Raw genomic sequence first — 13562 nt, 5'->3', positions numbered from 1 at the left:
GGTCAGGACTCGCTGGACTCGTCGCCGGTCTCGGTCTTGCCCTTGATCTCCGGGCCCTTGGGGGCGCGGCCGTTGCGGGCGCGGCGCGGCTGGCGCGGGTTCGGGGCGGGCGCGGCGATCTGCGGCACCGCGGGGCCCCCGCCGAGCATCAGCTCCGCGAAGGTCGCCATCGCCTCGTCGAGCTGACCGCCGATGCGGCGCTCGGACTCCTCGTTGTGGCGGCGCACCAGCGAGCTCACCGACTCGGTGTCGGGCTGGACGGAGAGCGTGTTCTCCACCCGCGAGAAAGCGCCCTTCACCGTGCCGCCGAGGTCGCCGAACTGCGCGTTGATGCCGTCCTCGACCTTGTCGATCCGGCCGGTCAGGTCGTCGAGGCGGCCGGTGACCTGGTCGAGCCGGTTGGTGATCTGCTCCAGCCGCGAGGAGGAGTCGACCATCTCGCCGGTCTCCTCGAGCGCGGTGCGCAGCGCCTGGGTGGCTCCGTCGATCCGTTCGCGGGTCGCCCCGTCGAGCGCCTCGACGCGGGCCTTGAGGTCGGCGTCGCCGGTGTCGATGCGCTCCCGCAGCGTCGACTCGGCCAGTTCGAGGCGCTCCTTGAGCGGTCCCTGCACGGCGGCGGGCAGCGCGTCGAGCTTGCTGTCCTGCTTGTCCAGGTGCGCGTTCAGCTCGTCGAGGCGCCGGTGGATGCTCGCCAGCTTGTCCTCGAGGCCGTCCATCCGTCCCGCGACGCCCTCGAACCGGGCGGCCACGCCGTCGAGCCTGCCGTCGAGCTGCGCGAACGGCTTCGCCAGCTTGTCGACGATGCTTTCCACCGCACGAGCGAGGTCCGCGATCGCGTTGTCCTGGGCCTCGAGCTTCGTCATCGCCTCGTCGAGGCGCTCGGCGAGAACACCGACCTCGGTCCGGTCGGGCAGCTCGGACAGGCGCTTCCGCACGGCACCGAGTGAGTCCACCGGCGCCAGACGCGCGTAGATGTCGTCGAGCGCGTCGAAGATCTGCTGCTGCTCGCTCTCGCGTACTTCGGCCGCGCGCACCAGCATGTTGCGCATCCGGTCGAAGGACGGAGCTCCAATGTGATTGTCAGTGGTCACTTCGATGTCCTTCGTCGGCGGGGAAAGAAGGGACGTGGAGCGAAGCTTATCCATTGCGGAATTGGGTTGGGTATCACCCCCGTAAAGGTGTGCGGGGGCGGTGTGCCGTGCCCCGGTCATTCTCCGGACACCGATGGCGGGAGCCGCGCCGAGCGTCGTCGGCCATCGGCGGCGGGGCCGCTGGGTACGGTGGACGGCATGACCTCGGAGACCCCCTCGATGACCTTGGAATCCCTTCGGACTGTGCCCAAGGTGTTACTCCACGATCACCTGGACGGCGGGCTGCGACCGCGCACCGTGCTCGAGTTGGCGGAGGCACACGGGTACTCCGGTCTGCCCTCCAGCGAGGTCGATGAACTGGGCAAATGGTTCCGGGAGGCGGCGGATTCGGGGTCGCTGGAGTCGTACCTGGAGACCTTCGCGCACACGTGCGGAGTGATGCAGACCGAGGACGCCCTGGTCAGGGTGGCCGCCGAAGCGGTGGAGGACCTGGCGGCGGACGGCGTGGTCTACGCCGAGGTGCGCTATGCGCCCGAGTTGTTCGTCGAACGGGGGCTGTCGCTGGAGGCCGTGGTCGAGGCCGTTCAGGCCGGTTTCGCGGAGGGTGAGCGTCGAGCAGCCAAACGGGGAAAATTCATCCGAATGGGTACTCTCTTGTGTGCGATGCGTCAGCATGCTCGCGCACTGGAGATAGCCGAGCTCGCGGTGCGTTACCGGGACGGCGGAGTGGTGGGATTCGACATCGCCGGTCCCGAAGCCGGATTCCCGCCGACCCGCAATCTCGACGCTTTCGAATATTTGCGGACCAATAACGCGCATTTCACGATTCACGCCGGCGAGGCCTTCGGACTGGCCTCCATTTGGGAGGCCATCCAGCATTGCGGCGCGGAACGGCTTGGCCATGGCGTGCGCATTGTGGACGACATCGAAACGGGTCCGGACGGGACGGTGCGGCTGGGCAGGCTGGCCGCCTATGTCCGCGACCGCCGGATCCCATTGGAGATCTGCCCGTCGTCGAACGTGCAGACCGGCGCCGCCGCCTCCATCGCCGAGCACCCGATCGGCCTGCTGGCGCGGCTGCACTTCCGGGTCACCGTGAACACGGACAACCGGCTGATGAGCGGCTGCTCGATGTCGAGTGAGTTCGCCGCGCTGGCCGAGACGTTCGGCTATGGCTGGGACGATCTCCAGTGGTTCACGATCAACGCGATGAAGTCCGCCTTCCTCGATTTCGATCAGCGGCTGGACCTGATCAACAACGTGATCAAGCCCGGCTACGCGCCGTTCGTCTCGGCCTAGAAAACCCGCTATTCACGACGAGAAATACGGTGCGGGCGCGCCCGGGTCCCACGGTGACCCGGGCGGCGGGCGTCGCGCCGGGGTCGGGGAGGGCGCCCCTCGGACAGGCATCGTCAAGCCCGGACCGTGTGGTTCTGTCCGCGCCCGTCAGGGGCTGCGGGGGGTTACCAGGCCCGATTCGTAGGCAATGACGACGAGTTGGGCGCGGTCGCGGGCGTGGAGCTTGGTCATGGCCCGGTTGATGTGGGTTTTCGCGGTCATCGGGCTGATCACCATGCGGTCGGCGATCTCGTCGTTGGACAGTCCCCGCGCGACCAGGGCCACGGCCTCACGTTCACGGTTGGTCAGCCGCCCCAGCACCGCACCGGTGGAGGTGCCGCCGCCGGTGGCGAACGGCTGGGTGACGTACCGATCGATCAGTCTGCGGGTGATCGACGGGGCGAGCAGGGCGTCGCCGCGAGCGGCGACACGGATGGCGTGCAGGAAGTCCTCCGGCTGGATGTCCTTGACGAGGAACCCGGCGGCGCCGGCGCGCAGCGCTTGGAAAACGTATTCGTCCAAGCCGTAGTTCGTGAGGATGACGACGTGGAGGCCGGCCAGGGCCGGATCCGCGGCGATGCGCCGGGTCGTCTCGATACCGTCGACGACCGGCATCTGGACATCGACGAGCGCGATGTCCGGTAAGTGCTGCCGGGCCAGCCTCAGGCCCTCGCTCCCGTCCCCGGCCTCGGCCACGACCTCGATGTCGTCTTCCGCGTCGAGGAACGCGCGGAACCCGCTGCGGATGAGTGGCTGGTCGTCGACCAACAGGACACGGATCACGACGTGCGGTCCGGTGTCCGGTCCACGGGGAGTTCGGCGTGGACGGTGAAGCCACCACCGCCGCGCGGTTCCGCGCGGAGGCGACCCCCGAGGGCGGTGACTCTTTCGCGCATCCCGAGCAACCCCACTCCGGACACCCTGCCGGGCACCGGCGCGGTGTCCGGAGTGGCCCTGCCGTCGTCATCGACCCGGATGGCAAGGGCGTCGGGACGGTAGTCGATCCGGACCGACGCCGTCGTGGCGTCCGCGTGACGGGCGATGTTCGTGAGTGACTCCTGGACGATCCGGTAGGCGGTGCGATCCACCGCGGCCGGTATGGCACGCCGGCGTCCCTCGATGGCCAGTGTCGCGTCCAGGCCGGTCGTACGGGCCTGTGCCACCAGCCCCGGCACGTGATCGATCCCATGCGACGGGCTCATGCCGTCGTTGTCGTCGTCAGGGTTCGTGTCGCTGCGCAGTGCTCCCAGGGTGGCGCGCAGTTCCCGAGTCGCCTCACGACCGGCTTCCCGGATCGCCAGCAGCGCCTCCGGCACCTGTTCGCCACGCTTGCGGGCGAGGTGGACCGCCGCTTCGGCCTGCACCTTGATGACCGAGATCTGGTGGGTCAGCGAATCGTGCAGCTCCCGCGCGATGTGCAGCCGCTCCTCGTCGGCACGGCGCCGCGCGGTCTCCTCACGGGTGCGTTCGGCCTCCTCCGCGCGACGCTCGGCCTGCCGCAGCGCCTCACCCGCCGCACCGGCGGCGACCAGCCACGCCAGTTCGAGGGCGCCTCGGGACTGTGCGTACGCCTTGCTCAGGTCGTGCAGGGAGACCAGGGCCGCGAACGGGAGCGCGGCGATCATGAGCACCGAACCCGCCACCGTGACGACCCGGTGTCCCGCCCTCATCGTGGCGTACACGGCGAACAGGTACGCGACGACAGGCACGCCGAAACCGGCGGCCTGGTAGCCGAGTGCGCACAACCCGGTCACGGCCAGCACGACAACCGGAGCCCGACGGCGCGCGGCCAGCGCCAGCCCGCCAGTGATCAGCAACGCGTAGCCCAGCGGGGCGGGACCCGTGGCCGGGGCCTGCTCGGACAGCCCGGTGACCAGCAGCGTCGCCGCCACGCCGACGGCGATCAACCAGTCCCCGACACCGATCGGACCCTTGCGCACACCCCGCACCCTAGCCAGCTTTTCGCGGGGGCGACTCCTCCGCTCGGATGATCAGCCGCTTACCGCGCACGCGGTAGTTCCGTGGCTCCTGCGGTGCTTGCGGCAGCCGAGTACGGCATCCGCGGCAGCGTGAACTGTCCGCGTTCGCGGGACGACGGGCAACGGCCCGGCCGAAAGGATCGGACCAGCCCTCGCAGGTCCCGTCGAGGGAGGAAAAGGAGCACCTCATGTCCGTCCGATTTGTGCTTGCCCCACCGGAGGCCGCGCACGTCCTGGTCCAGTCCGCCGCCCCCGGCCCGTACGGCTTCACCCCCGAGCGAATGTGGGCCTCCGCGGCCGCGCTCCTGGCGCTGGCCGGCGTGGTCATCGGCGTCGTAGCGCTGGTTCGCTCCGCCCGTCGCATCGGCAACGGCGGAAGAAGGGGAGCCGTCGTCGCACTGGCGGCGGGGCTGATCGCCGGGGTCAACGGCGCGCTGACCCTGGCCGTCGCCGACGGTGGTCCCGGCACCGGCAACGGAGTCGTGGGGGCCGCCGGGGCACTGGTGCTGGGGCTGATCGCGATCATCCTCGGCGGGACGGCCCTGGCCCGCGCCCGCCGCGTCACTGCCCGGGAGATGGCGGAGGTGACGCGATGACGACCACCGGGGTGAGGTCGGCACGCGCGACCCGTTCGTTGCTGGCGTGCGGCGTCGTGGCCGGTCCCCTGTACGTGGTGGTGACGCTGGTCCAGGGGCTGACGCGCGACGGCTTCGACCCGAGGGTGCACACCTTCAACGTCATGACCACCGGTGACCTCGGGTGGCTCCAGAGGACAAACGGGCTGCTGACCGGAGTGCTGATGGTGCTCTTCGCGGTCGGGGTGAGCCGGGTACTGCGCACGGGTCGTTTCGCCGCGTGGGGGGCGCGACTGCTCGGGCTGTACGGCGTCGCCATCATGGTCGGCGGCATCTTCCCCTCGGACCCGCAGCCCGGCTTCCCGGCCGGAACGACCCCGGAGATGGTGCGGACCACCTGGCACGGCATCGTGCACCAAGGCGCACGCGGGGGCGGCTATCTCGTCCTCACCATGGCGAGCCTGGTGATCGCGTGGTCGTTCGCCGCCGAAGGGCGCCGGGCCTGGGCCTGGTTCACGGTGGCCGCCGTCCCCGTCCTGGGCGCCGTCATGCTCGCGGCCCACAACCCGCTGGCCCCCGGCGCTGACGTCACCGGCAACCCGATGGTCAGGCTGGTCTTCTTCGCGCCCCTAGGTCTCACCTGGGTCTGGGCCTTCGCCTTCGCCACGCACCTGTTCACGACGAGAAACACGTTGCGTGGAGCCGCTCGTCCCCAGTAGCGTCCAAGATGTAAGACATAATTCTCACATACTGGGATGGTTGGTGGAATGGGGCACGCGGTCGCGGCGGGTACGCAAAGCAAACGGCGCTGGGGCATCCTCGCGCTGGGCCTCGCCGCCCAGACCGCGAGTTGCTCCTTCCTCTACGGCATCCCGTTCCTGGTCTCACGGATGCGGGAGGCAGAGGGACTGACCCTGGCCCAGGCCGGTGCCGTGGTCGCCGCGCCCAGCATCGGGCTGCTGTTCACGCTGATCGCGTGGGGAGCCGTGGCCGATCGCTACGGTGAGCGCCTGGTGATGGCGATCGGGCTGGGCGTCTCCGGGATCCTGCTGCTGGTCACCGGGATCGCGGCGCCACCGTTGCCCGGGCTGTTCGCGCTGTTCCTGCTGGCCGGGGCGAGCACGGCCAGCGTCAACGCCGCGAGCGGCCGCGCCGTGATGGGCTGGTTCGGAGTCCGGGAGCGCGGTATCGCGATGGGCATCCGGCAAACGGCGCAACCCCTGGGGGTGGGCGTCGCCGCGCTCGCGCTGCCCCCACTGGCGCAACGCTGGGGATTCCACGCCGCCTTGCTGTTCCCCGGGGTGTTCGCCCTGGTGGTCGCCGTCCTGGTGGCCTGGCTGGTGCTCGACCCGCCCCGGCCGGGGCGTGCGTCCGGCGCGCCCAAGGCGGCCTCGCCCTACCGGAAACCCGCTCTGTGGCGGTTGCACGGGGCGAGCGCCCTGCTGGTGGTGCCCCAGTTCGCGGTGTCCGCGTTCGCGCCGGTCTACCTGGAATCGAAGCAGCACTGGGATCCGCTGGCCGCGGGCTGGTTCCTCGCCGGGGTGCAGGTCCTGGGCGCGCTCGGCAGGCTGGGTTCGGGCTACTGGTCGGACCGCGTGGGCAGCAGGCTGCGGCCGATGCGGCTGCTCGCGGTGGCCGCCGCCGCGGTGATGCTGCTGGTCGCGGTGGGGGATGCGACCTGGCCGTGGGTCGTCCTGCTGGCGCTGGCCCTGGCGGCGGTGATCACGGTCGCGGACAACGGCCTGGGCTTCACCGCCTCGGCCGAACTGGCCGGGATCTCCTGGGCCGGGCGGGCGATGGGCGCGCAGAACACCGCGCAGAACCTCGCGGCTTCGCTGACCCCGCCGCTGCTGGGCCTGGTCATCGGGGACTCGCGGTACGCGCCGGCGTTCTGCGTGGCGGCGATCTTCCCCGTCCTCGCCGTCGGCCTGACCCCGGTCAAGGCCGAAGAGGCCGCGCGCGAGTAAGCGGTTACCGGACCCGCGCCTCGGTGGTGGCGATGGTGCGGCGAAGGAGATCACGGGCGGTGTCGAGCTCGGCGGCCTGGCGGTCCAGGACGGCGAGCCGCTCGCGCAGGGTGTCCAGGGTGCCAGGGCAGGCGTCGAGCGAGCCGTCCGGATACGCGCAGGGGAGGACCTGGCGGATCACCCGGGTCGGCAGCCCGGCCGCGAGCAGCGCGCGGATCTGCCGGACGCGCGCTTCGGCGTCTTCCTCGTAGTCCCGGTAGCCGTTCTCGCGCCGCCGCGCGGTCAGCAGACCGGTCCGTTCGTAGTGCCGCAGCAGCCGCTCGCTCGTGGCCGTGCGGCGCGCCAGTTCACCGATCAGCATGACTTGACCCTCCCACGGTGTCAGGGATCAACACTCGGACCGACCCAGCGATTCCGGCCCCAGGAGAGACCTTGATCATCGACGCGCACAGTCATGTCCACGACCCGGTGGAGCTCCAGATCGCCGCACTGGACGAAGCCGGTGTCGACAAGGCGGTTCTGTTCGGCACCCGTCCCCATCCCGAGCGTGCGGTGGACCTTGCCTCGCTGCGCCGTGAGATGGACGCGCTGACACGCACCCTCGAAGGTGACGAAGCGGCACCGCGGGAGGCCGCGGTCCGGGAGTGGGAGCGGGCGGCACGTGCCTATCCGGACCGCTTCCTGCCCTTCGCCAAGGTTTCCCTGACCGAGCCCGACGTCGAAGGGCTGCGCGGGATCGGGGAGCTGACCCCGCCGCCGGACCGGGCGGAAACGGTCGAACCGGTGCTACGCGCCGCGGCCGACCGCGGCGGGCTTCCCGTGGTCGTGCACGGCGCCGCGCCCACCACCCGCAAGGACCTGCACACGCTGGCCGCGCTCGCCCGCCGCTACCCGAGGGTGCCGCTCGTGGTGAGCCAGCTCGGTGGCGCGCACTGGATGGACGCCATCGAGCTGGCACGCGACGTGCCCAGCCTGTACCTCGAACTGTCCACCGCGAACATCGTGTTCGCGGTCCGGATCGCCATCGCGGAACTGCCCGAGCGCACCCTTTTCGGCTCCGACGCGCCCTACGGCGACCCGGTGCTCGCCCGCGCCATGGTCGAGCGCGTCACCTCGCCCGGCGAGGTCCGCGATCTGGTGCTCGGCGGCACCATCGTCCGGCTAGTGAACCTCTAGGCGGGCTTCGAAGGACTCGACCAGCTTGCGCCACTCGCTCTGCTCACCGTCGAACGGGGCGCTCGGCGCGAGCCGGTTCGGGTCCGGCCGGAGCACGAACGACACCAGCCAGCCGAGGCTTTCCGAAGTGGACAGTGCGTTGCCGACGCTCTCGTCGCCGGCCCAGTCCGCGGCGTCGGTGAGCAGTTCCACCGCCAGTTCCAGCTGGGTCGGGTCGATCGAATCGGTGCCATCGGCGATGTCCTCGGCGAGACCGGCCAGCACGTAGGTGTTGTCCGCGTCGACCTCGATCTCCAGCTCACCCGCGGTGGCACTGGCCAGCACATCGTCCCAAGTGGACACCTCGGCCAGGTCGGCCTCGGCGAACTCGTTGGCGTCGGCCAGCTTGCGCGCGAGCGCCTTCGGGGAGGTCCAGACGTCGATCCGGCCGTCCCGGCCGAGGAAGACGGGCTCGTCGTCCAGGTAGCACCGGAGCGTGTAGTACTCGCGCTCGTTGGTGATGATCTTGATCGGGTCGATGCCGACCTCGGCCCAGAAGCCGGTCGGGGCCTCGTCCTCCTCGTCGTCGTCCGCGGCGGTGAGCTCCTCGTCCAGCTCCTCGGCCTCGGTGTCGACACCGGCCTCGGACTCGGCGGACTCCTCCAGGAACGCCGCCAGCTCCTCGGCGGTCTGCTCCAGCACCGTCGCGTCGACCTCGGGGACGGTGATCAGCCCGTCGATCGCGTCGAGCACGATGTCCCACTTCTCCGACACCGCTTCGGACAGATCGGTCCACAGCCGCTCGCCCTCGCGCCCGGTGAAGGGCAGGCGGCCCTGTTCGAGCAGCGAGAAACCCTCGGTGGCGTCGAGGACCTCGTGGACCTCGTCGAGCTCGCACACGTCCGCCAGCGAACGCACGATGCCGACGATCTCGGCCAGTTCGCTGATCGTCCACGAGTCCGGGTCCTCGGCGACCAGTTCGGGCACCCCGACGAGGTCGTAGGAGTGGTCGTCGTCGGGGATCAGCTCCGGCACGTTCAGCGCGGGAACCGCCGACCAGGCCGGGTGGTCGATGAGGTCGTGCTGCTCGGCGGTGCGGACGTACGCGGCCAGATGCGCGGCGTCCGGGAAGGCGTACAGATCGTCGCCGTCGCCGAGGAAGGCCTCCCATTCCTCGCCGTCTTCCCGCCAGCGCGGAGCCCAGAGGGTCACCAGGTCCCCCTGCGGCAACCCGAGTTCGATCGGGACGATGTCCTGTGCCATGCCAGCCCTCCGGATTACCACCTGTGTGTGCGAAGCCTACGGGTTTGCGGGCCGGGCCGCGATGGGCCCCACGCCCTGTGCCGCCGGGGATGGCACGATGGAGACATAATGACACTCGCAGATCTCCTACCAGCGCATCCTGATCCCGACACCCTGTTCGAGGCGTTTTCCACCTGGACGGCCGATCGGGGCCTCGAGCTGTACCCGGCTCAGGAAGAGGCGCTGATCGAGGTCGTCTCGGGGGCGAACGTCATCCTGTCCACGCCGACCGGATCGGGGAAGAGCCTGGTCGCGGTCGGTGCGCACTTCACTGCCATGGCGCAGGGCAAGCGCAGTTACTACACCGCGCCGATCAAGGCGCTGGTCTCGGAGAAGTTCTTCGCGCTGATCGACATCTTCGGCGCGGAGAACGTCGGCATGATGACCGGGGACTCCAACGTCAACCCGGACGCGCCGATCATCTGCTGCACGGCGGAAATCCTGGCGAACATCGCGTTGCGGTTCGGTGCGGACGCCCCGGTCGGCCAGGTGGTGGCCGACGAGTTCCACTTCTACTCGGAGCCCGACCGCGGCTGGGCGTGGCAGGTGCCGCTGCTCGAACTGCCGCAGGCACAGTTCGTGCTCATGTCGGCCACGCTGGGCGACGTTTCCTTCTTCGAGAAGGACCTCGCCCGGCGCACGGGGCGGCCCACCGCGGTGGTCACCTCCGCACAGCGGCCGGTGCCGCTCACCTACCGCTACGCGCTCACTCCGCTGCACGAGACCATGTCGGAGCTGCTCCACGGCGGGCAGGCGCCGGTCTACGTGGTGCACTTCTCGCAGGCCGCCGCCGTGGAGCGGGCCCAGGCGCTGATGAGCATCAACGTGACCACCCGCGCGGAGAAGGACGCGATCGCCGAGGCGGTCGGCGACTTCCGGTTCTCGGCGGGGTTCGGCAAGACGCTGTCCCGGCTGGTGCGGCACGGCATCGGCGTGCACCACGCCGGCATGCTGCCCAAGTACCGGCGGCTGGTCGAACAACTGGCGCAGTCGGGCCTGTTGAAGGTGATCTGCGGGACCGACACCCTCGGCGTCGGCATCAACGTGCCGATCAGGACGGTGGTGTTCTCGGCGCTCACGAAGTACGACGGCGTCCGCCAGCGGCACCTGAAGGCCCGCGAATTCCACCAGATCGCCGGGCGCGCGGGCCGTGCCGGGTTCGACACCGACGGGTACGTGGTGGTGCAGGCGCCCGATCACGTGGTGGAGAACGCGAAGGCGCTGGAGAAGGCGGGCGACGATCCGAAGAAGAAGCGCAAGATCGTCCGGAAGAAGGCGCCCGAGGGTTTCGTGAACTGGACGGAGAGCACCTTCGAGCGGTTGATCGCCTCGCCGCCGGAGCCGCTGACCTCCAGCTTCCGGGTGAGCCACTCGATGCTGCTCAACGTGATCTCGCGGCCGGGCAACGCCTTCGAGCACATGCGGCACCTGCTGGAGGACAACCACGAGGACCGGCCCGCCCAGCGCAGGCACATCCTCCGCGCCATCGCGATCTACCGGGCGCTGCTCGCCGCGGGCGTGGTGGAACGGCTCGACGAGCCGGACGAGGAGGGCCGGACCGTCCGGCTCACCGTGGACCTGCAGTTCGACTTCGCGCTGAACCAGCCGCTGTCGCCGTTCGCGCTGGCCGCCATCGACCTGCTCGACCCCGAAGCGCCGGGCTACCCGCTCGACGTGGTGTCCGTCATCGAGTCCACTGTGGACGATCCGCGCCCGGTGCTGTCGCAGCAGCAGTTCAAGGCCAGGGGCGAGGCCGTGGCGGCGATGAAGGCCGAGGGCATGGAGTACGACGAGCGCATGGCGATGCTCGACGAGGTCACCTACCCGAAGCCGATGGAAGAGCTGCTGCACGCGGCGTACGAGACCTACAAGCGCGGCCACCCCTGGGTCGCCGACTACGAGTTGTCACCGAAGTCGGTCGTGCGGGACATGTACGAGCGGGCGATGAACTTCGTCGAGTACGTGAACTTCTACTCGCTGGCGCGCTCGGAGGGACTGGTGCTGCGGTACCTGGCGGACTCCTACGACGCCCTGCGGCACACCGTGCCCGACGAGGCGAAGACGGAACCGTTGCAGGACCTCATCGCCTGGCTGGGTGAGCTGGTGCGGCAGGTCGATTCGAGCCTGCTGGACGAGTGGGAGGCACTGCGGCATCCCGGCGAGGTGGAAGGCCTGCACGCCCCGCAACTGCCGCAGGGACCGCCGCCGGTCACCGCGAACGAACGCGCCTTCCGGGTGCTGGTGCGCAACGAGCTGTTCCGGCGGGTCGAGTTCGCGGCACGCGGTGCCTACGAGGAACTGGGCGAGCTGGACGCGGGTTCGGGCTGGGACGCGGTCGAATGGGAAGCCGCGCTGGAGCCGTACTTCGAGGAACACGACGAGATCGGCATCGGCCCCGACGCGCGGGGCCCGGCGCTGCTCATCATCGAGAAGGAACCGCCGGTGTGGCGGGTGCGGCAGATCTTCGACGACCCCGCGGGCGATCACGACTGGGGGATCAGCGCGGAGGTCGACCTCCCGGCCTCCGACGAAGCAGGCGCCGCCGTCCTCCGCATCACCGCCGTCGACCAGCTCTGAGCACAGCGATCCGGACCGCGAATTCCGCTGTTCCACTGATCCTCAGGTGGGTCCGTGTAGCATCCCGGGTATGAGCGATCTTCGCACGCGCGTCATTGCGTGGTTGGGGCGCAGATACATCGAACGAAAGCAGAAAAAGGGCGTCGATCTGCTTTCCCTGCTGCCCGATTCCACGCTGATGCCGTTGCGCCGGAACGGATTGGATCCGGTGCCCGAACTGGCGGGCAGGCGCGACACCGAACCGGTCGCTTCGCTGCGGCTGCCCTTCGGCCTGCGTGCCTGGCTGGTCACCGGGTATGCCGAGGCCAAGGAGGTGCTGGCGGCGACGGGGAAGTTCAGCAACGACTACACGAACCTGGTCGGCACGGCCGGAATGTCGGCCGAGCAGAACCCGGGTGGACTCGGTTTCGCGGATCCGCCCGATCACACCCGGTTGCGGAAACTGCTCACCCCGGAATTCACGATGCGCCGGCTCGCCAGGCTCACCCCGCGCATTCAGGAAATCGTCGGAGATCAGCTCGACGCGATGGCTGCGAGTGAGGGTCCGGTGGATCTCGTGCAGTCCTTCGCGTTTCCCATCCCGTCGTTGACGATCTGCGAGCTGCTCGGGGTTTCCTACGAGGATCGCGCGGACTTCCAGCGGCTGAGCACCGCGCGGTTCGATCTGTTCGCCGGTGCGGGTGCTTCGTTCGGCGCGATCTCCGAGTCGCTGTCGTACCTGCTCGACATCGTGAAGAAGCAGCGGGAATCGCCGGGGGACGGGCTGCTCGGCATGCTCGTCAAGGAGCACGGCGACGAGATCTCCGACCGGGAGCTGGCAGGTCTGGCCGACGGGGTGCTCACCGGTGGCCTGGAAACCACGGCCAGCATGCTGGCGCTCGGTGCCATCGCGCTGCTGAGCGATCCGTCCACTTTCGACCTCGTGCGCGACGAGGACGAGGCGATCAACGGCTTCGTGGAGGAACTGCTGCGGTACCTCACCGTCGTGCAGGTGGCGTTCCCCCGTTTCGCCAAGGAGGATCTCGACGTCGGTGGCGTGCGGGTCAAGGCGGGCGACGTGGTGTTCGTGTCCCTGAGCGGGGCCAACCGCGATGCCGTGCTCGGGTCCGAAATGGAGGATTTCGATCCGCGCCGTGAGCCCGCGCAGCATCTGGCCTTCGGGTGGGGCGCGCACCGCTGCATCGGTGCGGAACTGGCACGCATGGAGTTGCGCATCGCGTACCCGGCGTTGGTGCGGCGTTTCCCGGAACTGCGCCTCGCCGTCGAGCCGGGAGAGCTGTCCTACCGCGCGACCTCCGTCGTCTACGGCCTCGACACGCTCCCGGTCCACGTCCGCTAGCAGCCGCGGTTTGCCGTGAAGGGTCCCTTCACAGTCGAATCGACTGTGAAGGGACCCTTCACGGCACCGCGTGCACGCGCCGCCGCTCAGTCCTCGACGAGGGAGAGGGCCTGGCTGGGGCAGATGTGCACGGCCTCCCGGACCTTCTCCAGATCGTCCGGCCGCTCGACGAGGACGACGACGGTGCCGTCCTCGTCGCTCTGGTCGAACACGTCGGGGTCGGTGAGCACGCACTGACC

General features: G+C 69.7%; 13 protein-coding genes. 7 read left to right on the top strand and 6 right to left on the bottom strand.

Features of this window, described 5'->3' with window-relative positions; genetic code table 11:
• Window positions 1-2: 2 nt before the first annotated feature.
• Window positions 3-1091, bottom strand: a complete 1089-nt coding sequence (locus FNH05_RS17760) for a PA containing protein (RefSeq protein ID WP_186382597.1) — start codon at window positions 1089-1091, stop codon at window positions 3-5.
• A gap of 198 nt (window positions 1092-1289) precedes the next feature.
• Between FNH05_RS17760 and FNH05_RS17755 the strand changes: the two genes are divergently transcribed.
• Window positions 1290-2390, top strand: a complete 1101-nt coding sequence (locus tag FNH05_RS17755) for an adenosine deaminase (protein WP_144589785.1) — start codon at window positions 1290-1292, stop codon at window positions 2388-2390.
• A 147-nt stretch (window positions 2391-2537) separates the two neighbouring features.
• On the opposite strand, the gene FNH05_RS17750 is transcribed toward FNH05_RS17755, so the two are convergent.
• Window positions 2538-3212: a response regulator gene (locus tag FNH05_RS17750; protein WP_144589783.1), complete on the bottom strand. Its 675-nt coding sequence runs from the start codon at window positions 3210-3212 to the stop codon at window positions 2538-2540.
• Entirely contained in the window at window positions 3209-4369 is a 1161-nt protein-coding gene (locus tag FNH05_RS17745) for a sensor histidine kinase (RefSeq protein ID WP_186382596.1), read from the bottom strand. Before FNH05_RS17745 ends, FNH05_RS17750 begins: the two co-directional genes overlap by 4 nt.
• Before the next feature lie 227 nt (window positions 4370-4596).
• Between FNH05_RS17745 and FNH05_RS17740 the strand changes: the two genes are divergently transcribed.
• The 3 genes from FNH05_RS17740 to FNH05_RS17730 are packed head-to-tail and all read left to right on the top strand — an operon-like array spanning window position 4597 to window position 6950.
• Entirely contained in the window at window positions 4597-5004 is a 408-nt protein-coding gene (locus tag FNH05_RS17740) for a DUF6223 family protein (RefSeq protein WP_144589779.1), read from the top strand.
• Window positions 5001-5702 carry a DUF998 domain-containing protein gene (locus tag FNH05_RS17735; RefSeq protein WP_144589777.1) on the top strand — a complete coding sequence of 234 codons (702 nt, stop codon included), beginning with the start codon at window positions 5001-5003 and terminating at the stop codon, window positions 5700-5702. The genes FNH05_RS17740 and FNH05_RS17735 overlap by 4 nt, the downstream gene beginning before the upstream one ends.
• A 48-nt stretch (window positions 5703-5750) precedes the next feature.
• Window positions 5751-6950, top strand: coding sequence for an MFS transporter (locus FNH05_RS17730; RefSeq protein ID WP_186382595.1), 1200 nt, complete (start codon window positions 5751-5753; stop codon window positions 6948-6950).
• Window positions 6951-6954: 4 nt separating this feature from the next.
• On the opposite strand, the gene FNH05_RS17725 is transcribed toward FNH05_RS17730, so the two are convergent.
• Window positions 6955-7311: a MerR family transcriptional regulator gene (locus FNH05_RS17725; RefSeq protein WP_144589773.1), complete on the bottom strand. Its 357-nt coding sequence runs from the start codon at window positions 7309-7311 to the stop codon at window positions 6955-6957.
• A 71-nt stretch (window positions 7312-7382) separates the two neighbouring features.
• Here FNH05_RS17725 and FNH05_RS17720 point away from each other — a divergent pair, with 71 nt between their 5' ends.
• Window positions 7383-8126, top strand: a complete 744-nt coding sequence (locus tag FNH05_RS17720) for an amidohydrolase family protein (RefSeq protein WP_144589771.1) — start codon at window positions 7383-7385, stop codon at window positions 8124-8126.
• On the opposite strand, the gene FNH05_RS17715 is transcribed toward FNH05_RS17720, so the two are convergent.
• On the bottom strand, window positions 8112-9368 hold the full coding sequence (locus tag FNH05_RS17715) for a primosomal protein (RefSeq protein ID WP_144589769.1): 1257 nt from the start codon (window positions 9366-9368) through the stop codon (window positions 8112-8114). The two genes, FNH05_RS17720 and FNH05_RS17715, sit on opposite strands and share 15 nt — an antisense overlap.
• 108 nt (window positions 9369-9476) lie before the next feature.
• Here FNH05_RS17715 and FNH05_RS17710 point away from each other — a divergent pair, with 108 nt between their 5' ends.
• Window positions 9477-11984: a DEAD/DEAH box helicase gene (locus FNH05_RS17710; RefSeq protein ID WP_144589767.1), complete on the top strand. Its 2508-nt coding sequence runs from the start codon at window positions 9477-9479 to the stop codon at window positions 11982-11984.
• Between the two features lie 70 nt (window positions 11985-12054).
• Window positions 12055-13323: a cytochrome P450 gene (locus FNH05_RS17705; RefSeq protein ID WP_144589765.1), complete on the top strand. Its 1269-nt coding sequence runs from the start codon at window positions 12055-12057 to the stop codon at window positions 13321-13323.
• An 86-nt stretch (window positions 13324-13409) separates the two neighbouring features.
• On the opposite strand, the gene FNH05_RS17700 is transcribed toward FNH05_RS17705, so the two are convergent.
• A partial coding sequence (locus FNH05_RS17700; RefSeq protein ID WP_144589763.1) for a ferredoxin occupies window positions 13410-13562 on the bottom strand: 153 nt, incomplete at its 5' end.

The organism is Amycolatopsis rhizosphaerae (assembly GCF_007713715.1).
In the GTDB taxonomy this organism is placed as follows: Bacteria; Actinomycetota; Actinomycetes; order Mycobacteriales; family Pseudonocardiaceae; genus Amycolatopsis_E; species Amycolatopsis_E rhizosphaerae.
This window is presented reverse-complemented; position numbering and strand designations above follow the sequence as displayed.